Source organism: Salmonella enterica subsp. diarizonae (genome assembly GCF_008692785.1).
Lineage (GTDB): Bacteria > Pseudomonadota > Gammaproteobacteria > Enterobacterales > Enterobacteriaceae > Salmonella > Salmonella diarizonae.
In genome coordinates this window covers 413,016-436,457 of sequence record NZ_VXJV01000003.1, presented here as the reverse complement: position 1 = coordinate 436,457, position 23,442 = coordinate 413,016, and the positions used below count along the sequence as shown (strand labels likewise).

General features: G+C 50.7%; 38 protein-coding genes and 1 pseudogene. 4 read left to right on the top strand and 35 right to left on the bottom strand.

From position 1 onward, the window contains the following. The first annotated feature begins 7 nt into the window (after positions 1-7). The 3 genes from rsmB to mscL all read left to right on the top strand — a co-directional run bounded on the left by rsmB (position 8) and on the right by mscL (position 3,250). Positions 8-1,297, top strand: coding sequence for a 16S rRNA (cytosine(967)-C(5))-methyltransferase RsmB (rsmB, locus tag F4V72_RS09085; protein WP_023246883.1), 1,290 nt, complete (start codon positions 8-10; stop codon positions 1,295-1,297). A 21-nt stretch (positions 1,298-1,318) separates the two neighbouring features. After that, a complete protein-coding gene (gene trkA / locus F4V72_RS09080; protein ID WP_000691374.1) occupies positions 1,319-2,695 on the top strand; it encodes a Trk system potassium transporter TrkA in 1,377 nt (458 codons plus the stop codon). A 141-nt stretch (positions 2,696-2,836) separates the two neighbouring features. Then, positions 2,837-3,250, top strand: a complete 414-nt coding sequence (gene mscL / locus F4V72_RS09075; protein ID WP_053510233.1) for a large-conductance mechanosensitive channel protein MscL — start codon at positions 2,837-2,839, stop codon at positions 3,248-3,250. Between the two features lies 1 nt (position 3,251). Here mscL and F4V72_RS09070 read toward each other — a convergent pair. From F4V72_RS09070 to rpsJ, 31 genes and pseudogenes are all read right to left on the bottom strand, one after another. Continuing rightward, positions 3,252-3,455, bottom strand: a pseudogene (locus F4V72_RS09070) (alternative ribosome-rescue factor A); the annotation flags it as partial. 57 nt (positions 3,456-3,512) lie between these two features. Beyond that, a complete protein-coding gene (zntR, locus tag F4V72_RS09065; RefSeq protein WP_023246885.1) occupies positions 3,513-3,938 on the bottom strand; it encodes a Zn(2+)-responsive transcriptional regulator in 426 nt (141 codons plus the stop codon). A 10-nt stretch (positions 3,939-3,948) separates the two neighbouring features. Then, entirely contained in the window at positions 3,949-4,317 is a 369-nt protein-coding gene (locus F4V72_RS09060) for a DUF1992 domain-containing protein (protein WP_000266515.1), read from the bottom strand. 107 nt (positions 4,318-4,424) lie between these two features. Further along, complete coding sequence (rplQ, locus tag F4V72_RS09055) at positions 4,425-4,811, bottom strand: 50S ribosomal protein L17 (RefSeq protein WP_001216372.1); 387 nt, start codon at positions 4,809-4,811, stop codon at positions 4,425-4,427. 40 nt (positions 4,812-4,851) lie between these two features. Next, positions 4,852-5,841, bottom strand: a complete 990-nt coding sequence (locus F4V72_RS09050; RefSeq protein WP_001162094.1) for a DNA-directed RNA polymerase subunit alpha — start codon at positions 5,839-5,841, stop codon at positions 4,852-4,854. A gap of 25 nt (positions 5,842-5,866) precedes the next feature. Beyond that, positions 5,867-6,487 carry a 30S ribosomal protein S4 gene (gene rpsD, locus F4V72_RS09045; protein ID WP_000135226.1) on the bottom strand — a complete coding sequence of 207 codons (621 nt, stop codon included), beginning with the start codon at positions 6,485-6,487 and terminating at the stop codon, positions 5,867-5,869. Positions 6,488-6,520: 33 nt separating this feature from the next. Continuing rightward, entirely contained in the window at positions 6,521-6,910 is a 390-nt protein-coding gene (rpsK, locus tag F4V72_RS09040) for a 30S ribosomal protein S11 (protein ID WP_001029758.1), read from the bottom strand. A 16-nt stretch (positions 6,911-6,926) separates the two neighbouring features. After that, on the bottom strand, positions 6,927-7,283 hold the full coding sequence (gene rpsM / locus F4V72_RS09035; protein WP_000090780.1) for a 30S ribosomal protein S13: 357 nt from the start codon (positions 7,281-7,283) through the stop codon (positions 6,927-6,929). A gap of 146 nt (positions 7,284-7,429) precedes the next feature. Next, on the bottom strand, positions 7,430-7,546 hold the full coding sequence (rpmJ, locus tag F4V72_RS09030; RefSeq protein WP_000868187.1) for a 50S ribosomal protein L36: 117 nt from the start codon (positions 7,544-7,546) through the stop codon (positions 7,430-7,432). Between the two features lie 31 nt (positions 7,547-7,577). Beyond that, complete coding sequence (secY, locus tag F4V72_RS09025; RefSeq protein ID WP_023246887.1) at positions 7,578-8,909, bottom strand: preprotein translocase subunit SecY; 1,332 nt, start codon at positions 8,907-8,909, stop codon at positions 7,578-7,580. Between the two features lie 7 nt (positions 8,910-8,916). Further along, the gene (gene rplO / locus F4V72_RS09020; RefSeq protein ID WP_001238917.1) at positions 8,917-9,351 is read right to left on the bottom strand and encodes a 50S ribosomal protein L15; all 435 of its coding nucleotides are present in this window, start codon (positions 9,349-9,351) and stop codon (positions 8,917-8,919) included. Between the two features lie 3 nt (positions 9,352-9,354). Continuing rightward, entirely contained in the window at positions 9,355-9,534 is a 180-nt protein-coding gene (gene rpmD, locus F4V72_RS09015) for a 50S ribosomal protein L30 (protein ID WP_001140434.1), read from the bottom strand. A 3-nt stretch (positions 9,535-9,537) separates the two neighbouring features. Then, positions 9,538-10,041, bottom strand: a complete 504-nt coding sequence (gene rpsE, locus F4V72_RS09010) for a 30S ribosomal protein S5 (protein ID WP_000940121.1) — start codon at positions 10,039-10,041, stop codon at positions 9,538-9,540. A gap of 14 nt (positions 10,042-10,055) precedes the next feature. Continuing rightward, the gene (gene rplR / locus F4V72_RS09005; RefSeq protein ID WP_000358956.1) at positions 10,056-10,409 is read right to left on the bottom strand and encodes a 50S ribosomal protein L18; all 354 of its coding nucleotides are present in this window, start codon (positions 10,407-10,409) and stop codon (positions 10,056-10,058) included. Between the two features lie 9 nt (positions 10,410-10,418). After that, entirely contained in the window at positions 10,419-10,952 is a 534-nt protein-coding gene (rplF, locus tag F4V72_RS09000) for a 50S ribosomal protein L6 (protein WP_023246888.1), read from the bottom strand. A gap of 12 nt (positions 10,953-10,964) precedes the next feature. Then, positions 10,965-11,357: a 30S ribosomal protein S8 gene (rpsH, locus tag F4V72_RS08995; protein ID WP_000062611.1), complete on the bottom strand. Its 393-nt coding sequence runs from the start codon at positions 11,355-11,357 to the stop codon at positions 10,965-10,967. Between the two features lie 33 nt (positions 11,358-11,390). Next, positions 11,391-11,696, bottom strand: a complete 306-nt coding sequence (rpsN, locus tag F4V72_RS08990; RefSeq protein ID WP_001118932.1) for a 30S ribosomal protein S14 — start codon at positions 11,694-11,696, stop codon at positions 11,391-11,393. A 14-nt stretch (positions 11,697-11,710) separates the two neighbouring features. Continuing rightward, positions 11,711-12,250: a 50S ribosomal protein L5 gene (gene rplE, locus F4V72_RS08985; protein ID WP_001096206.1), complete on the bottom strand. Its 540-nt coding sequence runs from the start codon at positions 12,248-12,250 to the stop codon at positions 11,711-11,713. Positions 12,251-12,264: 14 nt separating this feature from the next. Continuing rightward, positions 12,265-12,579 carry a 50S ribosomal protein L24 gene (gene rplX, locus F4V72_RS08980; RefSeq protein ID WP_000729185.1) on the bottom strand — a complete coding sequence of 105 codons (315 nt, stop codon included), beginning with the start codon at positions 12,577-12,579 and terminating at the stop codon, positions 12,265-12,267. 10 nt (positions 12,580-12,589) lie between these two features. Beyond that, positions 12,590-12,961: a 50S ribosomal protein L14 gene (gene rplN / locus F4V72_RS08975; RefSeq protein ID WP_000613954.1), complete on the bottom strand. Its 372-nt coding sequence runs from the start codon at positions 12,959-12,961 to the stop codon at positions 12,590-12,592. Between the two features lie 289 nt (positions 12,962-13,250). Then, entirely contained in the window at positions 13,251-13,505 is a 255-nt protein-coding gene (gene rpsQ, locus F4V72_RS08970; protein WP_000130101.1) for a 30S ribosomal protein S17, read from the bottom strand. Continuing rightward, positions 13,505-13,696 (bottom strand): 50S ribosomal protein L29, encoded by a 192-nt coding sequence (rpmC, locus tag F4V72_RS08965; RefSeq protein WP_000644742.1) that lies wholly within the window; start codon positions 13,694-13,696, stop codon positions 13,505-13,507. The genes rpsQ and rpmC overlap by 1 nt, the downstream gene beginning before the upstream one ends. After that, positions 13,696-14,106: a 50S ribosomal protein L16 gene (rplP, locus tag F4V72_RS08960; protein WP_000941208.1), complete on the bottom strand. Its 411-nt coding sequence runs from the start codon at positions 14,104-14,106 to the stop codon at positions 13,696-13,698. The genes rpmC and rplP overlap by 1 nt, the downstream gene beginning before the upstream one ends. A 12-nt stretch (positions 14,107-14,118) precedes the next feature. Further along, positions 14,119-14,820 carry a 30S ribosomal protein S3 gene (gene rpsC / locus F4V72_RS08955; protein WP_000529945.1) on the bottom strand — a complete coding sequence of 234 codons (702 nt, stop codon included), beginning with the start codon at positions 14,818-14,820 and terminating at the stop codon, positions 14,119-14,121. A gap of 17 nt (positions 14,821-14,837) precedes the next feature. Then, the gene (gene rplV / locus F4V72_RS08950; protein ID WP_000447529.1) at positions 14,838-15,170 is read right to left on the bottom strand and encodes a 50S ribosomal protein L22; all 333 of its coding nucleotides are present in this window, start codon (positions 15,168-15,170) and stop codon (positions 14,838-14,840) included. Between the two features lie 14 nt (positions 15,171-15,184). After that, positions 15,185-15,463, bottom strand: coding sequence for a 30S ribosomal protein S19 (rpsS, locus tag F4V72_RS08945; RefSeq protein WP_001138115.1), 279 nt, complete (start codon positions 15,461-15,463; stop codon positions 15,185-15,187). A gap of 16 nt (positions 15,464-15,479) precedes the next feature. Further along, a complete protein-coding gene (rplB, locus tag F4V72_RS08940; RefSeq protein ID WP_000301869.1) occupies positions 15,480-16,301 on the bottom strand; it encodes a 50S ribosomal protein L2 in 822 nt (273 codons plus the stop codon). Between the two features lie 17 nt (positions 16,302-16,318). After that, positions 16,319-16,621, bottom strand: coding sequence for a 50S ribosomal protein L23 (gene rplW, locus F4V72_RS08935; protein WP_000617546.1), 303 nt, complete (start codon positions 16,619-16,621; stop codon positions 16,319-16,321). Further along, positions 16,618-17,223, bottom strand: a complete 606-nt coding sequence (rplD, locus tag F4V72_RS08930; RefSeq protein ID WP_000424395.1) for a 50S ribosomal protein L4 — start codon at positions 17,221-17,223, stop codon at positions 16,618-16,620. The genes rplW and rplD overlap by 4 nt, the downstream gene beginning before the upstream one ends. A 10-nt stretch (positions 17,224-17,233) precedes the next feature. Next, positions 17,234-17,863: a 50S ribosomal protein L3 gene (rplC, locus tag F4V72_RS08925; protein ID WP_000579838.1), complete on the bottom strand. Its 630-nt coding sequence runs from the start codon at positions 17,861-17,863 to the stop codon at positions 17,234-17,236. Between the two features lie 32 nt (positions 17,864-17,895). Continuing rightward, positions 17,896-18,207 carry a 30S ribosomal protein S10 gene (gene rpsJ, locus F4V72_RS08920; RefSeq protein WP_001181005.1) on the bottom strand — a complete coding sequence of 104 codons (312 nt, stop codon included), beginning with the start codon at positions 18,205-18,207 and terminating at the stop codon, positions 17,896-17,898. 379 nt (positions 18,208-18,586) lie between these two features. Between rpsJ and hopD the strand changes: the two genes are divergently transcribed. Further along, a complete protein-coding gene (hopD, locus tag F4V72_RS08915; protein WP_023246889.1) occupies positions 18,587-19,054 on the top strand; it encodes a prepilin peptidase in 468 nt (155 codons plus the stop codon). Here hopD and bfr read toward each other — a convergent pair. The 4 genes from bfr to fusA form a co-directional block, all read right to left on the bottom strand. After that, positions 19,051-19,527 carry a bacterioferritin gene (bfr, locus tag F4V72_RS08910; RefSeq protein WP_000675530.1) on the bottom strand — a complete coding sequence of 159 codons (477 nt, stop codon included), beginning with the start codon at positions 19,525-19,527 and terminating at the stop codon, positions 19,051-19,053. The genes hopD and bfr overlap by 4 nt on opposite strands. Positions 19,528-19,599: 72 nt before the next feature. Beyond that, positions 19,600-19,794 (bottom strand): bacterioferritin-associated ferredoxin, encoded by a 195-nt coding sequence (gene bfd, locus F4V72_RS08905; protein ID WP_000289082.1) that lies wholly within the window; start codon positions 19,792-19,794, stop codon positions 19,600-19,602. A gap of 185 nt (positions 19,795-19,979) precedes the next feature. Beyond that, on the bottom strand, positions 19,980-21,164 hold the full coding sequence (gene tuf, locus F4V72_RS08900; protein WP_000031748.1) for an elongation factor Tu: 1,185 nt from the start codon (positions 21,162-21,164) through the stop codon (positions 19,980-19,982). Positions 21,165-21,235: 71 nt separating this feature from the next. Next, the gene (fusA, locus tag F4V72_RS08895) at positions 21,236-23,350 is read right to left on the bottom strand and encodes an elongation factor G (protein ID WP_023247910.1); all 2,115 of its coding nucleotides are present in this window, start codon (positions 23,348-23,350) and stop codon (positions 21,236-21,238) included. Positions 23,351-23,442: the final 92 nt, after the last annotated feature.

Here is a 23,442-nt window from a genome sequence, read left to right as displayed (position 1 = left end):
TATACATATGAAAAAACAAAACAATTTACGTAGTCTGGCGGCACAGGCCGTTGAACAGGTCGTCGAGCAGGGACAATCATTAAGTAATGTGCTCCCGCCGCTGCAACAAAAAGTCGCCGATAAAGACAAAGCGCTACTTCAGGAGCTGTGCTTTGGCGTCCTGCGCACCCTTTCGCAGTTGGAATGGCTGATTAATAAGCTGATGTCTCGTCCAATGACCGGCAAGCAGCGTACTGTGCATTACTTAATTATGGTCGGCTTTTATCAGTTGCTGTACACCCGCGTTCCTCCCCATGCGGCGCTGGCTGAAACCGTTGAAGGCGCGGTTGCTATTAAACGTCCTCAGCTTAAGGGGCTGATTAATGGCGTCCTGCGCCAGTTCCAGCGCCAACAGGAGCCATTACTGGCTGAATTTGCCAGCAATGAATCGCGCTTTTTACATCCTGCATGGTTACTGAAGCGCCTGAAAAATGCGTATCCGACCCAGTGGGAATCTATTGCCGAGGCCAATAATCAGCGCCCGCCGATGTGGTTACGCGTAAACCGTACACACCATTCCCGTGACGCCTGGCTGGCGTTGTTAGAAGAAGCTGGTATGAAAGGTTTCACCCACCCGGCTTATCCCGATGCTATACGTCTGGAAACCCCCACGCCGGTTCATGCTCTTCCTGGATTCGATGAAGGCTGGGTAACGGTTCAGGACGCCTCCGCTCAGGGCTGCGTCGCTTTCCTCCAGCCACAAAACGGTGAGCACATTTTAGACTTGTGCGCGGCTCCCGGCGGGAAAACCACCCATATTCTTGAAGCCGCTCCCGAAGCCGAGGTGATGGCTGTCGATATTGATGAGCAGCGTCTTTCCCGCGTCTATGACAACCTGAAGCGTCTGGGAATGAAAGCAACGGTTAAGCAGGGTGATGGACGCTATCCGTCACAGTGGTGCGGCGAGAAGCAGTTCGATCGTATTCTGCTGGATGCGCCCTGTTCCGCAACCGGCGTCATTCGCCGTCATCCAGATATCAAATGGCTGCGTCGCGATCGTGATATCGCGGAACTGGCGCAATTACAGGCGGAAATTCTTGATGCCGTCTGGCCGCACCTGAAGCCCGGTGGGACGCTGGTTTACGCCACCTGCTCCGTACTGCCGGAAGAAAACAGCAATCAGATCAAAACCTTTTTGCAACGCACTCCCGATGCCGCGCTTAGCGAAACGGGAACGCCAGACCAGCCGGGACAACAAAATCTACCGGGCGCCGAAGAAGGTGACGGGTTCTTTTACGCTAAGCTAATCAAAAAGTGATGAGATAACGGGCCACAACTGATGAAAATTATCATACTGGGCGCAGGGCAAGTTGGCGGAACACTGGCGGAAAACCTGGTCGGCGAAAACAACGACATCACGGTGGTTGATACCAACGGCGAACGGTTACGCAGTTTGCAAGATAAGTTCGATCTACGTGTGGTTCAGGGGCATGGATCGCATCCCCGCGTACTGCGCGAAGCGGGCGCTGACGATGCGGATATGCTGGTCGCTGTCACCAGTTCAGATGAAACCAATATGGTTGCCTGTCAGGTAGCCTATTCACTCTTCAACACCCCAAACCGTATCGCCCGCATTCGCTCCCCGGACTATGTTCGCGATGCGGATAAACTCTTTCACTCTGAAGCGGTTCCGATTGATCATCTGATCGCGCCGGAGCAGTTGGTTATCGATAATATTTATCGCCTGATCGAGTATCCAGGCGCATTACAGGTTGTAAACTTTGCCGAAGGGAAAGTCAGTCTGGCAGTAGTAAAAGCCTACTATGGCGGTCCACTAATAGGTAACGCGCTCTCGACGATGCGAGAACATATGCCGCATATCGATACCCGCGTTGCCGCAATTTTCCGCCATGACAGACCAATCCGCCCTCAGGGCTCGACTATCGTGGAAGCAGGGGATGAAGTCTTCTTTATTGCGGCTTCACAGCATATCCGTGCAGTAATGAGCGAATTACAGCGTCTGGAAAAACCCTACAAACGCATCATGCTGGTTGGCGGCGGCAATATCGGCGCCGGCCTGGCAAGACGTCTGGAAAAAGACTATAGCGTTAAATTGATCGAACGCGATCAACAGCGCGCCGCAGAACTGGCTGAGAAGCTGCAAAACACGATCGTCTTTTTTGGCGACGCTTCCGATCAGGAATTGCTGGCGGAAGAGCATATTGATCAGGTCGATCTCTTCATCGCGGTCACTAACGATGACGAAGCCAATATCATGTCCGCGATGTTGGCTAAGCGTATGGGTGCCAAAAAAGTCATGGTGCTAATTCAGCGTCGAGCTTATGTCGACCTTGTGCAGGGTAGCGTTATAGATATTGCGATTTCTCCGCAGCAGGCCACCATCTCTGCATTACTGAGCCATGTGCGTAAAGCGGATATCGTCGGCGTTTCCTCATTACGCCGCGGCGTCGCGGAAGCCATCGAGGCCGTGGCGCATGGTGATGAAAGCACATCTCGCGTGGTGGGCCGCGTCATTGACGAAATTAAATTACCGCCGGGAACAATTATCGGCGCGGTCGTTCGCGGCAATGATGTCATGATTGCCAATGACAACCTCCGTATTGAGCAAGGCGATCACGTCATTATGTTTCTGACCGATAAAAAGTTTATTACCGACGTCGAGCGTCTGTTCCAGCCAAGCCCTTTCTTCCTCTAATTTAAGGGGCGCTCATTCAGCGCCCTTTTTAATTCCCTTTATTTATCAAGGTTTAATTTATTTCGCTAAACAGAAGCCGTAAATGGAAAATGCCTTAGCATTTGTTAAACTTATAACGTCAGCTGCATAGGGAGAATAAAAATGAGTTTTATTAAAGAATTTCGCGAATTCGCGATGCGCGGGAATGTTGTGGATTTGGCAGTGGGTGTCATTATTGGCGCGGCATTCGGGAAGATTGTTTCTTCACTGGTTGCCGATATCATTATGCCGCCGTTGGGGTTATTAATTGGCGGGATCGACTTTAAACAATTTGCTTTTACGCTACGCGAAGCGCAGGGAGATATCCCGGCGGTCGTCATGCATTACGGCGTGTTTATCCAGAACGTATTTGATTTTGTGATTGTGGCGTTTGCTATTTTTGTTGCCATTAAGCTTATCAACAGACTCAACCGTAAAAAAGCAGAAGAGCCGACAGCCCCGCCAGCGCCTTCTAAAGAGGAAGTGTTATTGGGCGAAATCCGCGATCTGCTGAAAGAACAAAGTAACCGTTCTTAATAAGCAGAAGGCCAGTGGTAAAAAAGTCACTGACTTTCTTGCCACTGGCCTCCCAGTTCCCTCGATTACCGTGTTTACCTTTACGCAAATAGCTTCCCTTACCTTTCTTATTTTTTTCAACGCGTTGCCTGAAAAGGGGATCGTGTAACAATGCCTCGATGGCGTTATCCTTTATCTGCCCTTTCTTATGTTGATAGCGACTCATAATATCTCCCGTTTGTATAAATTAACGGCGCGAGTGTAGTCCCGCCGGTTCAATAAATCAACATCCTGATTTCACTCCACTGGCCCCCTGCTCCAGGGCTTCCAGAATGGAACAATAGACGCTACTATGCGCCGTTCCGCAACAAGCATCATTAAGCCTTTGTAACGAACGCCGCATCGTTTCCAGCTCCGCAATCCTGGCTTCAACCTCCTGCAATCGATCTTGCACAATGCTTTTTGACTCCTGGCAGGTATGATGCTCAGGATCAATTCGGATCGATAAAAGTTCGCGGATCGACTCAAGCGTGAAACCCAACTGCCGCGCATGACGAATAAACTTGAGACGCTGAAGATCGTTTTCCGTATATAGACGAAACCCGCCTTCAGTACGTACCTCATGATCCATCATCTGCTGTTTTTCATAGTAGCGAATGGTATCAGGCGTTACTTCTGCCAGCTTTGCCAGCTCACCAATGCGATACATACAAGCTCCGTTAATTATCGTTGATTTTATGCAACAGTTTTTCTGCATACTCACCATGTAAAAAGTCGGTACTCAACCCAGCCTGCCGAAGTTTTAGTTCAAGCAGTGAGAGCTGGCGACTTACCTGATGGTATCGAGGGTCATCTTCCCGGATACTGTTGAGGATATCAAGTAACTGAATAGCATCTCTGCGCTGCTCCAGTTCAGGAGGAAGACAGCCCGCATTCTTGAGTAAGCGATAACCCGCACGAAGTTCCGCCGGCACATGAGAATCATCATCCAGAATAAGCGGTTCGCCGCGGCCAGGCAGATTATCAAACTCGCCTTTACGCTGTGCCTCGATAATATGACGCTCTGCCCACTGGTCAAGTAACCACATACGACACTCCATGGGTTGAACAAAAAGAATACAAGTATTGTAGATATGTGGGGATCGGGCGGGTATAAAAAAACCCGCCGAAGCGGGTTTTTTTACGTTACTACAGATTACTCTGCAGCAGCTTCTGCTTTCGATTCAGAGCGATCAACCAGCTCGATGTATGCCATCGGCGCATTGTCGCCTGCACGGAAGCCACACTTCAGAATGCGAGTGTAACCACCGGCGCGGCTCGCGAAACGCGGGCCCAGCTCGTTAAACAGTTTTGCCACGATCTCGTTATCACGAGTACGGGCGAATGCCAGACGACGATTAGCAACGCTATCAGTCTTGGCAAGAGTAATCAGCGGCTCAACTACGCGACGCAGCTCTTTCGCTTTAGGCAGGGTCGTCTTGATGATTTCATGACGAACCAGTGAACCTGCCATATTGCGGAACATAGCCTGGCGATGGCTGCTGTTGCGGTTCAGTTGACGACCACTCTTACGATGGCGCATGACCTTATCCTTCTCAGTAAAACCTTAACCTGTGATCCGGTTACTCGTCAGCGATGCTTGCCGGTGGCCAGTTTTCCAGGCGCATACCCAGAGACAGTCCACGGGAAGCCAGCACGTCTTTAATCTCGGTAAGAGATTTTTTACCCAGGTTAGGCGTCTTAAGAAGCTCAACCTCGGTACGCTGTACCAGATCACCGATATAGTGGATAGCTTCTGCCTTGAGGCAGTTAGCAGAGCGGACAGTCAATTCCAGATCGTCAACAGGGCGCAGCAGGATCGGATCGAATTCTGGTTTCTCTTCTTTCACTTCCGGCTGACGTACATCACGTAAATCAACGAAAGCTTCCAGTTGTTCAGCCAGGATGGTTGCCGCACGACGAATCGCCTCTTCAGGATCGATTGTGCCGTTGGTTTCCATTTCGATGACCAGCTTGTCCAGGTCGGTACGCTGTTCTACACGCGCTGCTTCAACATTGTAGGCAATACGCTCTACAGGGCTGTAGCAGGCGTCGACCAGCAGACGGCCGATTGGGCGCTCATCTTCTTCCGAATGAATTCGGGTAGAAGCCGGCACATAACCACGACCGCGCTGAACTTTGATACGCATACTAATAGACGCGTTTTCATCGGTCAGGTGGCAGATCACGTGCTGCGGCTTGACGATTTCGACATCCCCATCATGGGTGATATCGGCTGCAGTCACAGGGCCAATGCCAGATTTATTCAAGGTAAGAATAACTTCATCTTTACCCTGAACTCTCACCGCCAGCCCTTTCAGGTTGAGCAGGATTTCCAGGATGTCTTCCTGAACGCCTTCTTTGGTGCTGTACTCATGTAGTACACCATCAATCTCAACCTCGGTCACCGCGCAACCCGGCATCGATGAGAGCAGAATACGGCGCAGTGCGTTACCCAGAGTATGGCCGAAGCCACGCTCTAAAGGCTCAAGGGTCACCTTGGCGTGCGTCGAACTCACTTGCTCGATATCTACCAGGCGCGGTTTTAGAAACTCTGTCACAGAACCCTGCATTGTGTCCTCTCTTTGGTACTAAGCTTTACTTGGAGTAAAGCTCGACGATCAGGTGTTCGTTAATGTCCGCAGACAGATCAGAACGCTCAGGCTTACGCTTGTACGTACCTTCCATCTTGCCAGCATCAACTTCCAGCCAGGTTGGCTTTTCACGCTGCTCAGCCAGCTCCAGAGCGGCTTTCACGCGAGACTGCTTCTTCGCTTTCTCACGAATGCTAACAACGTCATTCGGACTAACCTGATAAGAAGCGATGTTAACAACACGACCGTTTACCATAATTGCTTTATGGCTAACCAGCTGACGTGCTTCTGCACGAGTGGCACCGAAGCCCATACGGTATACAACGTTGTCCAGACGACCTTCCAGCAGAGCCAACAGGTTTTCACCGGTGTTGCCTTTCAGACGTGCTGCTTCTTTGTAGTAGTTACGGAACTGACGCTCCAGCACACCGTAAATGCGGCGAACTTTTTGCTTTTCACGCAACTGCACACCATAGTCAGACAGACGCGGCTTACGCGCACCGTGCTGGCCAGGAGCTTGTTCAATTTTACACTTGGTATCGATCGCGCGAACGCCAGACTTAAGGAATAAGTCGGTGCCCTCACGACGGCTCAGCTTGAGCTTAGGACCCAAATATCTTGCCATTTTCTTTCTCCAACTAACCTGGAAAACGAAGCGTTATACGCGACGTTTTTTCGGCGGACGACAACCGTTATGAGGGATCGGAGTCACATCAGTAATATTAGTGATGCGGAAACCAGCGGCGTTCAGTGCACGAATCGTAGATTCGCGGCCTGGACCCGGACCTTTAACCATAACTTCCAGATTCTTGATGCCGTATTCTTTCACGGCGTCAGCGCAACGCTCTGCTGCAACCTGAGCTGCAAACGGAGTGGATTTGCGAGAACCACGGAAACCGGAACCACCGGCTGTTGCCCAACCCAGCGCATTACCCTGACGATCGGTAATAGTCACGATGGTGTTGTTGAAAGAAGCATGGATATGAGCCACGCCGTCAGAGACTTGTTTTCTTACACGTTTACGTGCGCGAACTGGTGCCTTTGCCATTATTCAATCACCCCGATTATTTCTTGATCGGTTTGCGCGGACCCTTACGGGTACGAGCGTTGGTCTTGGTACGCTGACCGCGAACCGGGAGACCACGACGATGACGCAAACCGCGATAGCAACCAAGATCCATCAGGCGCTTGATGCTCATGCTGATTTCACGGCGCAGATCACCTTCAACGACAAATTTGGCAACTTCGTCACGCAGCGTGTCGATTTGTTCTTCAGACAGCTCACTGATCTTAACATTTTCAGCGATACCCGCTGCAGCCAGGATGGCTTTAGAACGGGTCTTGCCGACACCGTAGATCGAAGTTAATGCGATCACGGCGTGTTTCTGATCAGGAATGTTAATGCCTGCTATACGGGCCACTATGCACTCCTACTATTTAATATGTACGTACCATGCTGAAAAGCCCGTTTTCAGGATACTCAAATGGAAACGTACAGACATACAAAAGATTGGCTGGCTAATCTAGCCAGCTCAACCCAACTTTGCAAGAAAAATATGCGAAAAAATCAGCCTTGGCGCTGTTTATGCTTCGGCTCGGCACTGCAAATCACACGGATGACGCCATCACGCTTAACGATTTTGCAGTTACGGCATAATTTCTTGACGGAAGCACGAACTTTCATTTTTACTCTCCGTAACTTCTCAGGCGACCAATTAACGGCCGTAGCCTTTCAGGTTCGCCTTCTTCAATGCAGACTCATACTGACTGGACATCATCAGAGTTTGCACTTGAGCCATAAAGTCCATAATCACGACAACAACGATAAGCAGTGAGGTCCCACCGAAGTAGAACGGCACTTTCATTGCATCACGCATGAACTCCGGGATCAGGCAGATAAAGGTAATGTACAGTGCACCAACCAGGGTCAGGCGGGTCATTACTTTATCGATATACTTCGCCGTTTGCTCTCCCGGACGAATTCCTGGTACAAATGCACCGGACTTCTTCAGGTTATCTGCTGTTTCACGCGGGTTGAAAACCAACGCCGTGTAGAAGAAACAGAAGAAGATGATTGCAGACGCATAGAGTAACACATAAAGCGGTTGCCCAGGCTGCAAATACAGCGAAATTGTTGTCAGCCAGTTCCAACCAGTACCGCCCCCGAACCATGACGCGATGGTCGCTGGGAACAGAATAATACTGGAAGCGAAGATTGCCGGGATTACCCCCGCCATATTCACTTTCAGCGGTAAATGTGTGCTCTGTGCAGCATAGACACGACGACCTTGCTGACGTTTGGCGTAGTTTACCACAATGCGGCGTTGACCACGTTCAACGAAGACTACAAAGAACGTCACTGCAAATACTAATACTGCAACCAACAGCAACACGAGGAAGTGCAGGTCGCCTTGACGCGCTTGCTCGATAGTATGGGCAATGGCTGGCGGGAGTCCCGCAACGATACCAGCGAAGATGATGATTGAGATACCGTTACCGATACCACGTTCAGTAATCTGTTCGCCGAGCCACATCAGGAACATAGTTCCTGTAACCAGACTTACAACAGCGGTGAAATAGAATGCAGCGCCTGGATTCATCACCAGGCCCTGCATACCAGGCATATTCGGTAGACCGGTAGCAATACCGATCGACTGGAATATCGCCAGCACCAGAGTACCGTAGCGGGTGTACTGGCTGATCTTACGACGACCAGACTCCCCTTCTTTCTTAATTTCCGCTAACGTTGGGTGAACCACCGTCAGTAGCTGGATAATGATCGATGCCGAAATATACGGCATGATCCCCAGAGCAAAGATAGAAGCACGGCTGAGAGCACCACCAGAGAACATGTTAAACATTTCAATGATGGTGCCTCGCTGTTGCTCAAGCAGTTTGGCAAGTACAGCGGCATCAATACCAGGGATCGGAATAAAAGAGCCAATACGGAACACAATCAGCGCGCCGATAACAAACAGCAGTCTGCGTTTCAGCTCGCCTAAGCCACCTTTGGCACTTTGAAAATCTAATCCCGGTTGTTTAGCCATCTGCTACTTATTCCTCGATTTTACCGCCAGCAGCTTCGATAGCAGCACGAGCGCCTTTAGTAACACGCAGGCCACGAACAGTTACCGGAGTAGTGACTTCGCCAGCCAGGATCACTTTCGCGAACTCGATCTGGATACCGATAATGTTTGCCGCTTTCAGCGTGTTCAGGTCTACAACGCCGCCTTCTACTTTCGCCAGGTCAGACAGACGAACTTCGGCTGTAATCGCTGCTTTGCGAGAAGTGAAGCCGAATTTCGGCAGACGACGGTACAGAGGCATCTGACCACCCTCGAAACCGCGACGTACGCCACCGCCAGAACGAGACTTCTGACCTTTGTGACCACGACCACCGGTTTTACCGAGGCCAGAACCGATACCACGACCCAGGCGTTTACCCGCCTTTTTGGAGCCTTCGGCCGGAGACAGAGTATTTAAACGCATCTCTTACTCCTCAACTTTAACCATGAAGGAAACCGCGTTGACCATACCACGAACAGCAGGAGTATCCTCACGCTCTACGGTGTGGCCAATACGACGCAGACCCAGGCCAAGCAGCGTTGCCTTGTGTTTCGGCAGACGACCGATTGCACTGCGGGTTTGAGTAATTTTAATAGTCTTTGCCATGGTTTATTTCCCCAGAATTTCTTCAACGGATTTACCACGCTTGGCAGCGACCATTTCTGGAGAATTCATATTTTCCAGGCCATCAATAGTTGCACGAACCACGTTGATCGGGTTAGTGGAACCGTATGCTTTAGCCAGAACGTTATGAACCCCAGCAACTTCCAGAACGGCGCGCATTGCACCACCGGCGATGATACCGGTACCTTCGGAAGCTGGCTGCATGAATACACGAGACCCCGTGTGAACACCTTTAACCGGGTGTTGCAGGGTGCCGTTGTTCAGCGCGACGTTAATCATATTGCGACGGGCTTTTTCCATCGCTTTCTGGATCGCTGCTGGAACTTCACGCGCTTTACCGTAACCAAAACCAACGCGACCGTTACCATCACCCACTACAGTCAGAGCTGTGAAGGAGAAAATACGACCACCTTTAACGGTTTTAGATACGCGGTTTACCGCGATCAGCTTTTCCTGCAGTTCGCCAGCTTGTTTTTCGATGTGAGCCATCTTACACCTCTACCTTAGAACTGAAGGCCAGCTTCACGGGCAGCATCTGCCAGTGCCTGGACACGACCATGATATTGGAACCCGGAACGGTCAAAGGACACATCTTTGATGCCTTTTTCCAGAGCGCGTTCAGCGACAGCTTTACCCACAGCTGCAGCCGCGTCTTTGTTACCGGTGTACTTCAGTTGTTCAGCGATAGCTTTTTCTACAGTAGAAGCAGCTACCAGAACTTCAGAACCGTTCGGTGCAATTACCTGTGCGTAAATATGACGCGGGGTACGATGTACCACCAGGCGAGTTGCGCCCAGCTCTTTGAGCTTGCGGCGTGCGCGGGTCGCACGACGGATACGAGCAGATTTCTTATCCATAGTGTTACCTTACTTCTTCTTAGCCTCTTTGGTACGCACGACTTCGTCGGCGTAACGAACACCCTTGCCTTTATAAGGCTCAGGACGACGGTAGGCGCGCAGATCTGCTGCAACCTGGCCGATCATCTGCTTATCAGCGCCTTTCAGCACGATTTCAGTTTGAGTCGGACATTCAGCAGTAATACCTGCCGGCAGCTGATGATCAACCGGGTGAGAGAAACCTAAAGACAGGTTTACTACATTCCCTTTAACCGCTGCACGATAACCTACACCAACCAGCTGCAGCTTCTTAGTGAAGCCTTCGGTAACACCGATAACCATTGAGTTCAGCAGGGCACGCGCGGTACCAGCCTGTGCCCAACCGTCTGCGTAACCATCACGCGGACCGAAGGTCAGTGCATTATCTGCATGTTTAACTTCAACAGCATCGTTGAGAGTACGAGTCAGCTCGCCGTTTTTACCTTTGATCGTAATAACCTGACCGTTGATTTTGACATCAACGCCGGCAGGAACAACGACCGGTGCTTTAGCAACACGAGACATTTTTTCCTCCGATTAGGCTACGTAGCAGATAATTTCGCCACCAAGACCAGCCTGGCGCGCTGCACGATCAGTCATAACACCTTTAGAGGTAGAAACAACCGCGATACCCAGACCGGCCATAACTTTCGGCAGCTCATCTTTACGTTTGTAGATGCGCAGGCCTGGGCGGCTGACACGCTGAATGCTTTCTACAACAGCTTTACCCTGGAAATACTTAAGTGTCAGTTCCAGTTCCGGCTTGGTGTCGCCTTCAACTTTAAAATCTTCAATAAAACCTTCTTCCTTCAGCACGTTGGCAATTGCCACTTTCAGCTTGGAGGAAGGCATGGTGACCGCAGCTTTGTTCGCGGCCTGACCGTTACGGATACGGGTCAGCATATCCGCGATCGGATCTTGCATGCTCATCTGTCTTTACTCCCGTGATTCAATTGGTGACAATTACCAGCTAGCCTTTTTCAGACCCGGAATTTCACCGCGCATAGCGGCTTCACGGACCTTAATACGGCTCAACCCGAACTTCCGCAGGAAAGCGTGCGGACGACCAGTTTGACGGCAGCGGTTACGCTGACGTGACGGGCTGGAATCACGCGGCAGAGTCTGCAGCTTAAGAACCGCATTCCAACGATCTTCGTCGGTTGCGTTCACATCAGAGATGATCGCTTTCAGTTCAGCGCGTTTCGCGAAGTATTTATCAGCTAAAGCTACGCGTTTTACTTCGCGTGCTTTCATTGATTGCTTAGCCATTTAGTAACCCTACCTTACTTGCGGAACGGGAAGTCAAAGGCAGCCAGCAGAGCACGGCCTTCTTCGTCAGATTTCGCAGTAGTGGTAATGGTAATATCCAAACCACGAACGCGGTCGACTTTATCGTAGTCGATTTCTGGGAAGATGATCTGCTCACGGACACCCATGCTGTAGTTACCACGACCGTCGAATGACTTAGCGGACAAGCCACGGAAGTCACGGATACGAGGAACAGCAATAGTGATCAGGCGCTCAAAGAACTCCCACATGCGTTCGCCACGCAGAGTTACTTTACAGCCGATCGGATAGCCCTGACGGATTTTGAAGCCTGCAACAGATTTGCGTGCTTTGGTGATCAACGGCTTTTGACCGGAGATTGCTGTCAGGTCTGCTGCTGCGTTATCCAGCAGTTTCTTGTCAGCGATCGCTTCACCAACACCCATGTTCAGGGTGATCTTCTCGACCCGAGGGACTTGCATGACAGAATTGTAGTTAAACTCAGTCATGAGTTTGTTAACTACTTCGTCTTTGTAGTAATCATGCAGTTTCGCCATCGTACTACTCCAAATTACTTGATAGTTTCGCTGTTAGACTTGAAGAAACGGACTTTTTTGCCGTCTTCGAATCTAAAGCCTACACGGTCAGCCTTGCCGGTTGCCGCATTGAAGATTGCAACGTTAGAAACCTGAATTGCAGCTTCTTTTTCAACGATGCCGCCTGGTTGGTTCAGAGCCGGAACCGGCTTCTGGTGTTTCTTAACCAGGTTGATACCTTCAACAATGACCTTGCCGGAAGACAGGACATTCTTAACTTTACCGCGCTTACCTTTATCTTTACCGGTTAACACGATAACTTCGTCATCACGACGGATTTTCGCTGCCATGATTCGCTCCTTAGAGTACTTCTGGTGCCAGAGAGATAATTTTCATGAACTTCTCGTTACGAAGTTCACGAGTTACCGGCCCAAAAATACGCGTACCGATAGGCTGCTCGCTGTTATTGTTTAAAATAACGCATGCATTACCATCGAAGCGAATGACAGAACCGTCCGGGCGACGAACACCCTTCTTGGTGCGCACCACTACCGCCTTCAGCACATCACCTTTTTTGACCTTACCACGCGGAATCGCTTCTTTGATGGTGATCTTAATGATGTCGCCTACGCCTGCGTAGCGACGGTGCGAGCCACCCAGAACCTTGATACACATTACGCGACGTGCACCGGAGTTGTCGGCGACGTTCAGCATAGTCTGTTCTTGGATCATTTTAGTGCTCCGCTAATGTCAACTACTACTGAGACCCGAAAATCAGGTCGTTAAAAAAACCCCATATCGAGGGCGCGGCATTATAACACCGCAAATCAGATATGGGTAGAAAAAATAAACGGCCCATCGGTGAGCCGTTTATTCGTATCGAGAATATACACGTCGTACTTCAAGTTGCAGATGCGTTGGCCGCGTTCACTCACTCCAGTCACGTACTAATGTACGCTCCTGAGATTCGCTCTCTTGCCGCCTTTCTGCGACTCGAATTACTTAGTGTATCGGTACTGTATTACAGAACCGCTTTCTCTACAACGCGAACCAGAGTCCAGGATTTAGTCTTGGACAGCGGACGGCATTCGCGGATTTCAACCACGTCGCCGATACCACATTCGTTGTTCTCGTCATGTACGTGCATTTTGGTCGTACGCTTGATGAATTTACCGTAGATCGGGTGTTTCACAAAACGTTCGATAGCAACAACAATGGATTTCTCCATTTTGTCGCTAACCACGCGACCTTGCAGAGTACGGATTTTATCGGTCATTACGCACCCGCCTTCTCAGTCAGTAAAGTCTTAACGCGTGCGACATCACGACGCACTTGCTTCAACAGGTGAGACTGTTGCAGCTGGCCACTTGCAGCCTGCATACGCAGGTTGAACTGCTCACGCAGCAGGTTCAGTAGCTCGGTGTTCAGCTCTTCAACGCTCTTCTCACGCAGCTCTTTTGCTTTCATTACATCACCGTCTTAGTTACAAAGGTGGTTTTAATCGGCAGTTTCGCTGCTGCCAGCTTGAATGCTTCACGGGCCAGCTCTTCCGGTACGCCGTCCATTTCATACAGGACTTTACCCGGCTGAATCAAGGCAACCCAATACTCCACGTTACCTTTACCTTTACCCATACGCACTGCCAGCGGCTTTTCAGTGATCGGTTTGTCCGGGAATACACGGATCCAGATCTTACCTTGACGCTTAACTGCACGGGTCATAGCACGACGTGCTGCTTCGATCTGACGGGCAGTCAGACGACCACGGCCAACAGCTTTCAGGCCGAAGCTGCCGAAGCTAACATCCGCGCCAGCAGCCAGACCACGGTTGCGGCCTTTGTGCATTTTACGGAATTTTGTACGCTTTGGTTGTAACATCAGCGACGCTCCTTATTTACGGCCTTTACGCTGCTGCTTTTTCGGTTGAGCAGCCGGTTTTTCCGGTTGTTCAACAGCAGCCATACCACCCAGGATCTCGCCTTTGAAGATCCACACTTTAACGCCGATTACACCGTAAGTGGTGTGCGCTTCAGAGGTGTTGTAGTCGATGTCAGCACGCAGAGTGTGCAGCGGTACGCGACCTTCGCGGTACCATTCGGTACGTGCGATTTCCGCGCCGCCCAGACGGCCGCTAACTTCAACTTTGATACCTTTAGCGCCCAGACGCATAGCGTTCTGTACAGCACGCTTCATCGCACGACGGAACATAACGCGACGTTCCAGCTGAGAAGTGATGCTGTCAGCAACCAGTTTAGCGTCCAGTTCAGGTTTACGAACTTCGGCGATATTGATCTGTGCAGGAACGCCAGCGATATCCGCTACGACCTTACGCAGTTTCTCTACGTCTTCACCTTTTTTACCGATAACGATACCCGGACGAGCGGTGTGAATGGTCACACGGATGCTCTTAGCCGGACGCTCGATAACGATACGAGATACAGACGCTTTAGCCAGTTCCTTTGTCAGGTACTGACGTACTTTAAAATCGCTGTCCAGGTTGTCAGCGAATTCTTTGGTGTTCGCAAACCAGGTAGAGTTCCATGGTTTTACAATACCCAGGCGAATACCATTAGGATGTACTTTCTGACCCATTGCTAGTCTCCAGAGTCTCAGCGATCGGACACAACCACAGTGATGTGGCTGGTGCGCTTCAGGATGCGATCTGCACGACCTTTTGCACGCGGCATAATGCGCTTCATGCTCGGGCCTTCGTCTACGAAAATTTTCGTAACTTTCAGATCGTCAATGTCAGCGCCATCGTTGTGTTCAGCGTTAGCAATGGCAGATTCCAGAACTTTCTTGACCAGTACAGCCGCTTTCTTATTGGTGTAGGTCAGAATATCCAGAGCCTGCGACACTTTCTTACCGCGAATCAGGTCAGCAACAAGGCGAACCTTCTGAGCAGAAGAACGAGCATGGCGATGTTTAGCGATAGTTTCCATCTCTTCCTCCTACCTTATTTCTTCTTCGCTTTTTTATCAGCAGCGTGGCCGCGATAAGTACGAGTCGGTGCGAATTCACCCAGTTTGTGACCGACCATTTCGTCGGAAACAAATACCGGAACGTGCTGACGACCATTATGGACAGCGATGGTCAAACCGATCATGTTAGGAAAGATCGTTGAACGACGGGACCAGGTGCGCAGGGGCTTCTTGTCTCCGCTTTCCACCGCTTTCTCTACCTTCTTCAGCAAGTGCAGGTCAATAAAAGGACCTTTCTTGAGAGAACGTGGCATGGCTTATCCTCTAAAATTATTTGCTACGGCGACGTACGATGAATTTATCGGTACGCTTGTTGCTGCGGGTCTTCTTACCTTTGGTCTGAACGCCCCACGGAGTTACCGGGTGCTTACCAAAGTTACGACCTTCACCACCACCATGTGGGTGATCTACTGGGTTCATCGCAGTACCGCGAACGGTAGGACGAACGCCACGCCAGCGTGCAGCACCTGCTTTACCCAGAACGCGCAGCATATGCTCAGCATTGCCAACTTCGCCCAGGGTTGCACGGCAGTCTGCTTCGACTTTACGCATTTCACCAGAACGCAGACGCAGGGTGACATAAGCGCCATCGCGAGCAACGATCTGAACGTAAGTACCAGCGGAACGCGCCAGCTGACCGCCTTTACCTGGTTTCATTTCTACGTTATGAACGGTAGAACCAACCGGGATATTGCGCATCGGCAGGGTGTTGCCTGCTTTGATTGCAGCATCAACGCCAGACTGAATCTGGTCGCCAGCTTTCAGGCCTTTCGGGGCCAGGATGTAACGGCGTTCGCCGTCTTTGTACAGAACCAGCGCGATGTTCGCGGAACGGTTCGGATCGTACTCAAGACGTTCAACAACTGCCGGGATACCGTCTTTGTTGCGTTTGAAGTCAACAATACGGTAAGCCTGTTTGTGACCACCACCGATATGACGAGTGGTGATACGGCCATTGTTGTTACGACCACCGGATTTGCTGTTTTTTTCAACCAGCGGAGCAAAAGGTTTGCCCTTGTGCAGCTCTGGGTTGACCACTTTAACGACGTGGCGACGACCCGGAGATGTCGGTTTACATTTAACAACTGCCATTGTATTACTCCTCCGACTTACTCAGCGCCGCCGACGAAGTCCAGATTCTGGCCTTCTTTCAGGGTGACGTAAGCTTTTTTCCAGTCGCTACGACGACCGATACGCTGTCCGTGACGTTTAACTTTCCCTTTAACAACCAGGGTGTTAACGACTTCGACTTCGACTTCAAACAGTTTCTGCACAGCAGCTTTGATTTCTGCTTTGGTCGCGTCTTTAGCAACTTTGAGAACGATGGTGTTGGTTTTTTCCATCGCAGTAGACGCTTTTTCAGAAACGTGCGGTGCGCGCAGCACCTTCAGCAGACGTTCTTCACGAATCATGCCAGCATCTCCTCAACTTGCTTAACAGCATCAGCAGTCATTACGACTTTGTCGAAGGCGATCAGGCTAACCGGGTCGATACCAGTCGCATCGCGTACGTCAACCTTGTGCAGGTTACGTGCGGCCAGGAACAGGTTCTCGTCCAGCTCACCGGTGATGATCAGCACATCTTCCAGAGCCATGTCTTTCAGTTTCTGTGCCAGCAGCTTAGTTTTCGGCGCTTCTACAGAGAACTTTTCGACAACGATCAGACGATCCTGACGTACCAGTTCGGACAGGATGCTTTTCAGCGCGCCGCGGTACATCTTCTTGTTAACTTTTTGACTGTGGTCCTGCGGACGAGCAGCGAAGGTCACGCCACCAGAACGCCAGATCGGGCTCTTGATAGAACCTGAACGCGCACGGCCTGTGCCTTTCTGGCGCCACGGTTTTTTACCGGAACCAGTTACTTCAGCACGAGTCTTCTGAGCACGAGTACCCTGACGAGCACCAGCTGCATAAGCAACAACAACCTGGTGAACCAGCGCTTCGTTGAAATCACGACCGAAGGTAGTTTCGGAAACAGTCAGCGCGCTCTGCGCGTCTTTCAATACTAATTCCATTGCTATCCCCTTACGCCTTCACAGCTGGTTTAACGATCAGGTCGCAACCGGTTGCACCCGGAACACCACCCTTAACCAGCAGCAGGTTGCGCTCAGCGTCAACGCGTACTACGTCAAGGCTCTGAACGGTTACGCGCTCATTACCCATCTGACCTGCCATTTTCTTGCCTTTGAACACTTTGCCCGGAGTCTGGTTCTGACCGATAGAACCCGGAACGCGGTGAGACAAGGAGTTACCGTGAGTCGCGTCCTGGGTACGGAAGTTCCAGCGCTTAACGGTACCTGCGAAACCTTTACCTTTAGAGGTACCGGTTACGTCAACTTTTTTAACGTCAGCAAACAGTTCAACGCTGATGCTCTGACCTACGGTGTATTCTTCGCCTTCAGCCAGACGGAATTCCCACAGACCACGGCCAGCTTCTACGCCAGCTTTAGCAAAGTGACCCGCTTCCGGCTTGGTGACACGGTTAGCTTTTTTAGCACCCGTAGTAACCTGAACAGCGCGGTAGCCATCGTTAGCCAGGTCTTTAACCTGAGTAACACGGTTTGCTTCAACTTCGATTACGGTTACTGGGATAGAGACGCCATCTTCAGTGAAGATGCGGGTCATACCCACTTTTTTACCGACTAAACCAATCATTGTATCAACCTCTCAATCGCTCGATGACCTGATTAACCCAGGCTGATCTGCACGTCTACACCGGCAGCCAGGTCCAGACGCATCAGAGCATCAACGGTTTTCTCGGTTGGCTCAACGATGTCAACCAGACGCTTGTGAGTGCGAATTTCGTACTGATCGCGCGCATCTTTGTTAACGTGCGGAGAAATCAGAACGGTAAAGCGCTCTTTGCGGGTCGGCAGCGGGATCGGACCGCGAACCTGCGCACCAGTGCGCTTGGCAGTCTCGACGATTTCCGCGGTTGATTGATCGATCAGACGATGATCAAACGCTTTCAGGCGGATACGGATTCTTTGGTTCTGCATGAGACCAGAGCTCCAATTATTTTATAAACGAAAATGATTACTCCTCACACCCATTACGATTGATGGGAGAGTGTAACCGTTCTTACGTAGCTCCCCGATTGGGAGCATTGTTAAATAGCCAAATCGGCTATTCGAGGTTCAAATCGAACCTGCCGTCAATTACGACAAGCCCGCGCATTATACGTAAATCTCAGCCTGACGCAAGTGTCGGATAGAAATTAAACACTTTATCCTTATGCGGGCATGATTCCAGATAGCGCGCATGAGATAGCAACGCGCATCTTTTCTTTGGAAGGCATCAGGCAAAGCTGGCAATACGTCGTTGTCGCTGTCGCATAAATCTATAAAGGTGAGCACAAGCTTTGACGAGGATTTGCTTATGTTTGTCGCCCTTCTCTTTCTGATCTTTTATGCGTCGTTCTCTTTATTGCTTGGCATATACGACGCGCGTACCGGCCTGCTGCCTGACCGGTTTACCTGTCCATTGCTGTGGGGTGGTCTGCTTTATCACCAGATTTGCCTGCCGGAGCGTTTACCGGATGCGCTTTGGGGCGCTATCGCCGGCTATGGCGGATTCGCGTTAATTTACTGGGGCTATCGCCTGCGTTATCAGAAAGAGGGACTGGGGTATGGTGACGTCAAGTTCCTTGCTGCCTTAGGGGCGTGGCATTGTTGGGAAGGACTACCATTACTGATTTTCCTTGCCACCATGCTGGCCTGTGGTGGCTTTGGCGTCGCGCTACTGGTGAGAGGTAAATCGGCATTAATAAACCCGCTACCTTTTGGGCCATGGCTGACGGTGGCGGGTTTCATGACAAGTTGGAAAGATTTCTTTCCGGATGGTTAATCGGTAACCTTAATTTGTGATTGCAGATAATTTTGCATGCCGAGTTTGGCAATCAAATCCAGCTCAGTTTCCAGCCAGTCGATGTGGCCTTCCTCGTCAGCAAGGATTTCAATCATCATATCCCGACTGACATAATCATGAACGCTATCGGCATAGGCTATTGCCTCACGTAGGTCTTTTGCGCCTTCCAGCTCAAGCCGGAGATCCGATCGTAACATCTCTTCGACATCTTCACCGATGCCCAGCTTACCCAGATCCTGTAGGTTCGGTATGCCTTCCAGAAATAAGATACGCTCAATGTACTTATCCGCGTGTTTCATCTCATCAATGGATTCATGGTACTCAACATCATTAAGCCGGGTCAGCCCCCAGTTTTTAAACATACGGGCATGAAGAAAATACTGATTAATTGCGACAAGCTCATTTCCCAATAGTTTATTGAGATAATTTATGATTTTAACATCACCTTTCATTTTATAGTCCCTCCGCTTCCACTCTCTAGAGCGTAGATGGGGCTACAGGGATGTCAAAAAAAAGAGTGTGACTCAGGCGATCTCTTTAAATTCCGGCATTTGTGTTAACTCATCCTGCATCACTTCTCGCGCGGCGCGAATACACTTACCACATTGATTTCCCACAGGAATAAATTTACGCAACTGTTGAAATGACTGTGGATGAAATTGTCGTACAGCCTGGCGGATTTTTTTATCGCTTATACCATTACACAAACAAACGTACATGATCGCTCCCGTTCAATTTCTGCGCAAAGTGTAAATGAGAATGGTTATGATTACAATAGCACAAAGCGATTTACGCCACGGGAGAAACGTTAAAAAGGGCGAATAAATATAACGGCGACTAAATAGCAGGCAACAAAAAAGGGCGCCTAAGCGCCCTTTTCAATTCAAAACTAATTAACGAGTAATTAGCCGAGAACTTTAGCAACAACGCCCGCGCCAACGGTACGGCCGCCTTCACGGATTGCGAAACGCAGACCGTCGTCCATCGCGATCGGGTGGATCAGGGTAACAACCATTTTGATGTTGTCGCCCGGCATTACCATCTCCACGCCTTCCGGCAGTTCGATGGTGCCAGTCACGTCAGTGGTACGGAAGTAGAACTGCGGACGGTAGCCTTTGAAGAACGGAGTATGACGGCCGCCTTCATCTTTGGACAGAATATACACTTCAGATTCGAACTTGGTGTGCGGCTTGATGGTGCCCGGCTTAGCCAGTACCTGACCACGTTCGATTTCTTCACGTTTGATACCACGCAGCAGAACACCTACGTTCTCACCAGCACGGCCTTCGTCCAGCAGCTTGCGGAACATTTCAACGCCAGTACAGGTAGACTTCTGAGTCTCTTTGATACCAACGATTTCAACTTCTTCGCCCACTTTGATGATACCGCGCTCTACACGACCGGTAACAACGGTACCACGACCGGAGATGGAGAATACGTCTTCGATCGGCAGCAGGAACGGCTTGTCAATCGCACGCTCTGGTTCCGGGATGTAAGAATCCAGGAAGCCAGCCAGTTCGATGATTTTCGCTTCCCACTCTGCGTCGCCTTCCAGCGCTTTCAGAGCAGAACCACGAACGATTGGCGTGTCGTCGCCCGGGAAGTCGTACTGAGACAGAAGTTCACGAACTTCCATTTCTACCAGTTCCAGCAGCTCTTCGTCATCAACCATGTCGCATTTGTTCAGGAACACGATAATGTACGGAACGCCTACCTGACGACCCAGCAGGATGTGCTCACGGGTCTGCGGCATCGGGCCGTCAGTCGCAGCAACAACCAGGATCGCGCCGTCCATCTGCGCAGCACCGGTGATCATGTTTTTAACATAGTCGGCGTGCCCCGGGCAGTCTACGTGTGCGTAGTGGCGGGTCGGGGTATCGTATTCAACGTGAGAAGTGTTGATGGTGATACCACGCGCTTTTTCTTCCGGCGCGTTATCGATCTGGTCGAATGCACGAGCAGCACCGCCGTAGGTTTTAGCCAGTACGGTAGTGATGGCAGCGGTCAGGGTAGTTTTACCGTGGTCAACGTGGCCGATGGTGCCGACGTTAACGTGCGGTTTTGTACGTTCAAATTTTTCTTTAGACACGGCTATATTCCTTACTATAGCGCTCTCCCCTTCAGGAGAGAGCACGGGATTTTGGTTTTTAACCCTGCGGCTTATTTACCACGGGCTTCGATTACGGCCTGAGCAACGTTGTTCGGCGCATCATCATACTTCAGGAATTCCATAGTGTACGATGCGCGACCTTTGGTCAGAGAACGCAGCTGAGTTGCATATCCGAACATTTCAGACAGCGGTACTTCAGCGTGGATCTTAACGCCTGTAACTTCAGATTCCTGACCTTTGAGCATACCACGACGGCGGCTAAGGTCGCCGATAACGTCACCGGTATTCTCTTCTGGTGTTTCTACTTCAACCTTCATGATCGGCTCAAGCAGAACTGGTTTTGCTTTCTTAAAGCCTTCTTTAAAGGCGATAGACGCAGCCAGTTTAAACGCCAGCTCAGAGGAGTCAACGTCATGGTAAGAACCGAAGTGCAGACGCACGCCGAGATCAACTACCGGATAACCCGCCAGCGGGCCAGACTTCAGCTGCTCCTGGATGCCTTTATCAACGGCCGGGATGTATTCGCCAGGAATTACACCACCTTTAATGTCGTTGATGAACTCGTAACCTTTCGGGTTAGAGCCCGGCTCCAGCGGGTACATGTCGATAACAACATGACCATACTGACCGCGACCACCGGACTGTTTCGCGTGTTTACCTTCGATATCGGTAACTTTCGCGCGAATCGCTTCGCGGTAAGCAACCTGAGGCTTACCAACGTTCGCTTCAACGTTGAATTCACGCTTCATACGGTCAACGATGATGTCGAGGTGCAGCTCGCCCATACCAGCGATGATAGTCTGGTTAGATTCTTCGTCAGTCCATACGCGGAACGACGGGTCTTCTTTCGCCAGACGGCCCAGAGCCAGACCCATTTTTTCCTGGTCAGCTTTGGTTTTCGGTTCAACCGCGATGGAGATTACCGGCTCAGGGAATTCCATACGTTCCAGAATGATCGGGTTTTCCGGATCACACAGGGTGTCACCGGTAGTCACGTCTTTCAGGCCGATAGCAGCAGCGATGTCGCCCGCGCGAACTTCTTTGATCTCTTCACGTTTGTTCGCGTGCATCTGAACGATACGACCGAAACGCTCACGTGCAGCTTTCACGGAGTTCATTACGGTGTCGCCAGAGTTAACCACACCGGAGTACACACGGAAGAAGGTCAGGTTACCTACAAACGGGTCGGTAGCGATTTTGAACGCCAGCGCAGAGAACGGCTCGTCGTCGCTTGCGTGACGCTCAGCCGGAGTATCTTTACCGTCATCCAGAATACCGTTGATCGCAGGTACGTCTACCGGGGATGGCAGGTAATCAATTACCGCATCCAGCATCGCCTGAACACCTTTGTTCTTGAATGCAGAACCACAGGTTACCAGGATGATTTCGTTGTTCAGAACACGCTGACGCAGAGCTTGTTTGATCTCTTCTTCAGTCAGTTCTTCACCGCCCAGGTATTTTTCCATCAGCTCTTCAGAAGCTTCCGCAGCGGACTCGATCAGGTTCTGGTGCCATTCGTCAGCCAGGTCCTGCATGTCAGCCGGGATATCTTCATAAGTGAAGGTAACGCCTGCGTCTGCTTCGTTCCAGTTGATGGCTTTCATTTTCACCAGGTCAACAACACCGGTGAAACCTTCTTCAGCACCAATTGCCAACTGCAGCGGAACCGGGTTCGCGCCCAGACGGGTTTTGATCTGACCAACAACTTTCAGGAAGTTCGCGCCCATGCGGTCCATTTTGTTAACGAACGCAATACGCGGAACTTTGTATTTGTTTGCCTGACGCCATACGGTTTCAGACTGCGGCTGAACACCACCAACTGCGCAGTAAACCATTACCGCACCATCGAGAACACGCATGGAACGTTCTACTTCGATGGTGAAGTCAACGTGCCCCGGGGTGTCGATGATGTTGATGCGATGCGGTTCATACTGCTTAGCCATACCAGACCAGAATGCAGTAGTCGCTGCGGAGGTGATAGTAATACCACGCTCCTGCTCCTGCTCCATCCAGTCCATGGTAGCTGCGCCGTCATGAACTTCACCGATTTTGTGGTTTACACCGGTGTAGAACAGAATACGTTCGGTAGTAGTGGTTTTACCGGCGTCGATGTGCGCACTGATACCGATATTACGGTAGCGTGCGATGGGTGTTGTACGAGCCATTTGATTCCTCGTTGATATCTTTAGGCGTTCAGTTAAGTTATCCAAAACGGGCGACTTACCTGAAGCGCCCGCCTGGTGACTATGACTCCGAA

Excerpts from the sequence above, each read along its gene's own strand:
- bfd (WP_000289082.1), bottom strand. The coding sequence starts at position 19,794 with ATGTACGTTTGTTTGTGTAATGGTATAAGCGATAAAAAAATCCGCCAG.
- bfr (WP_000675530.1), bottom strand. The coding sequence starts at position 19,527 with ATGAAAGGTGATGTTAAAATCATAAATTATCTCAATAAACTATTGGGA.
- rplE (WP_001096206.1), bottom strand. The coding sequence starts at position 12,250 with ATGGCGAAACTGCATGATTACTACAAAGACGAAGTAGTTAACAAACTC.
- rplC (WP_000579838.1), bottom strand. The coding sequence starts at position 17,863 with ATGATTGGTTTAGTCGGTAAAAAAGTGGGTATGACCCGCATCTTCACT.
- rpsC (WP_000529945.1), bottom strand. The coding sequence starts at position 14,820 with ATGGGTCAGAAAGTACATCCTAATGGTATTCGCCTGGGTATTGTAAAA.
- rplN (WP_000613954.1), bottom strand. The coding sequence starts at position 12,961 with ATGATCCAAGAACAGACTATGCTGAACGTCGCCGACAACTCCGGTGCA.
- rpsH (WP_000062611.1), bottom strand. The coding sequence starts at position 11,357 with ATGAGCATGCAAGATCCGATCGCGGATATGCTGACCCGTATCCGTAAC.
- rpsE (WP_000940121.1), bottom strand. The coding sequence starts at position 10,041 with ATGGCTCACATCGAAAAACAAGCTGGCGAACTGCAGGAAAAGCTGATC.
- rpsQ (WP_000130101.1), bottom strand. The coding sequence starts at position 13,505 with ATGACCGATAAAATCCGTACTCTGCAAGGTCGCGTGGTTAGCGACAAA.
- rpmD (WP_001140434.1), bottom strand. The coding sequence starts at position 9,534 with ATGGCAAAGACTATTAAAATTACTCAAACCCGCAGTGCAATCGGTCGT.
- rplX (WP_000729185.1), bottom strand. The coding sequence starts at position 12,579 with ATGGCAGCGAAAATCCGTCGTGATGACGAAGTTATCGTGTTAACCGGT.
- rplR (WP_000358956.1), bottom strand. The coding sequence starts at position 10,409 with ATGGATAAGAAATCTGCTCGTATCCGTCGTGCGACCCGCGCACGCCGC.
- hopD (WP_023246889.1), top strand. The coding sequence starts at position 18,587 with ATGTTTGTCGCCCTTCTCTTTCTGATCTTTTATGCGTCGTTCTCTTTA.
- F4V72_RS09060 (WP_000266515.1), bottom strand. The coding sequence starts at position 4,317 with ATGTGGTTACTTGACCAGTGGGCAGAGCGTCATATTATCGAGGCACAG.
- secY (WP_023246887.1), bottom strand. The coding sequence starts at position 8,909 with ATGGCTAAACAACCGGGATTAGATTTTCAAAGTGCCAAAGGTGGCTTA.
- rpsS (WP_001138115.1), bottom strand. The coding sequence starts at position 15,463 with ATGCCACGTTCTCTCAAGAAAGGTCCTTTTATTGACCTGCACTTGCTG.
- rpsN (WP_001118932.1), bottom strand. The coding sequence starts at position 11,696 with ATGGCTAAGCAATCAATGAAAGCACGCGAAGTAAAACGCGTAGCTTTA.
- rplQ (WP_001216372.1), bottom strand. The coding sequence starts at position 4,811 with ATGCGCCATCGTAAGAGTGGTCGTCAACTGAACCGCAACAGCAGCCAT.
- rplD (WP_000424395.1), bottom strand. The coding sequence starts at position 17,223 with ATGGAATTAGTATTGAAAGACGCGCAGAGCGCGCTGACTGTTTCCGAA.
- rpmC (WP_000644742.1), bottom strand. The coding sequence starts at position 13,696 with ATGAAAGCAAAAGAGCTGCGTGAGAAGAGCGTTGAAGAGCTGAACACC.
- rpsJ (WP_001181005.1), bottom strand. The coding sequence starts at position 18,207 with ATGCAGAACCAAAGAATCCGTATCCGCCTGAAAGCGTTTGATCATCGT.
- rpmJ (WP_000868187.1), bottom strand. The coding sequence starts at position 7,546 with ATGAAAGTTCGTGCTTCCGTCAAGAAATTATGCCGTAACTGCAAAATC.
- rplO (WP_001238917.1), bottom strand. The coding sequence starts at position 9,351 with ATGCGTTTAAATACTCTGTCTCCGGCCGAAGGCTCCAAAAAGGCGGGT.
- zntR (WP_023246885.1), bottom strand. The coding sequence starts at position 3,938 with ATGTATCGCATTGGTGAGCTGGCAAAGCTGGCAGAAGTAACGCCTGAT.
- rplP (WP_000941208.1), bottom strand. The coding sequence starts at position 14,106 with ATGTTACAACCAAAGCGTACAAAATTCCGTAAAATGCACAAAGGCCGC.
- rplV (WP_000447529.1), bottom strand. The coding sequence starts at position 15,170 with ATGGAAACTATCGCTAAACATCGCCATGCTCGTTCTTCTGCTCAGAAG.
- rpsK (WP_001029758.1), bottom strand. The coding sequence starts at position 6,910 with ATGGCAAAGGCACCAGTTCGCGCACGTAAACGTGTAAGAAAACAAGTC.
- rplB (WP_000301869.1), bottom strand. The coding sequence starts at position 16,301 with ATGGCAGTTGTTAAATGTAAACCGACATCTCCGGGTCGTCGCCACGTC.
- rpsD (WP_000135226.1), bottom strand. The coding sequence starts at position 6,487 with ATGGCAAGATATTTGGGTCCTAAGCTCAAGCTGAGCCGTCGTGAGGGC.
- trkA (WP_000691374.1), top strand. The coding sequence starts at position 1,319 with ATGAAAATTATCATACTGGGCGCAGGGCAAGTTGGCGGAACACTGGCG.
- fusA (WP_023247910.1), bottom strand. The coding sequence starts at position 23,350 with ATGGCTCGTACAACACCCATCGCACGCTACCGTAATATCGGTATCAGT.
- rplW (WP_000617546.1), bottom strand. The coding sequence starts at position 16,621 with ATGATTCGTGAAGAACGTCTGCTGAAGGTGCTGCGCGCACCGCACGTT.
- rplF (WP_023246888.1), bottom strand. The coding sequence starts at position 10,952 with ATGTCTCGTGTTGCTAAAGCACCGGTCGTTGTTCCTGCCGGCGTTGAT.
- mscL (WP_053510233.1), top strand. The coding sequence starts at position 2,837 with ATGAGTTTTATTAAAGAATTTCGCGAATTCGCGATGCGCGGGAATGTT.
- rsmB (WP_023246883.1), top strand. The coding sequence starts at position 8 with ATGAAAAAACAAAACAATTTACGTAGTCTGGCGGCACAGGCCGTTGAA.
- F4V72_RS09050 (WP_001162094.1), bottom strand. The coding sequence starts at position 5,841 with ATGCAGGGTTCTGTGACAGAGTTTCTAAAACCGCGCCTGGTAGATATC.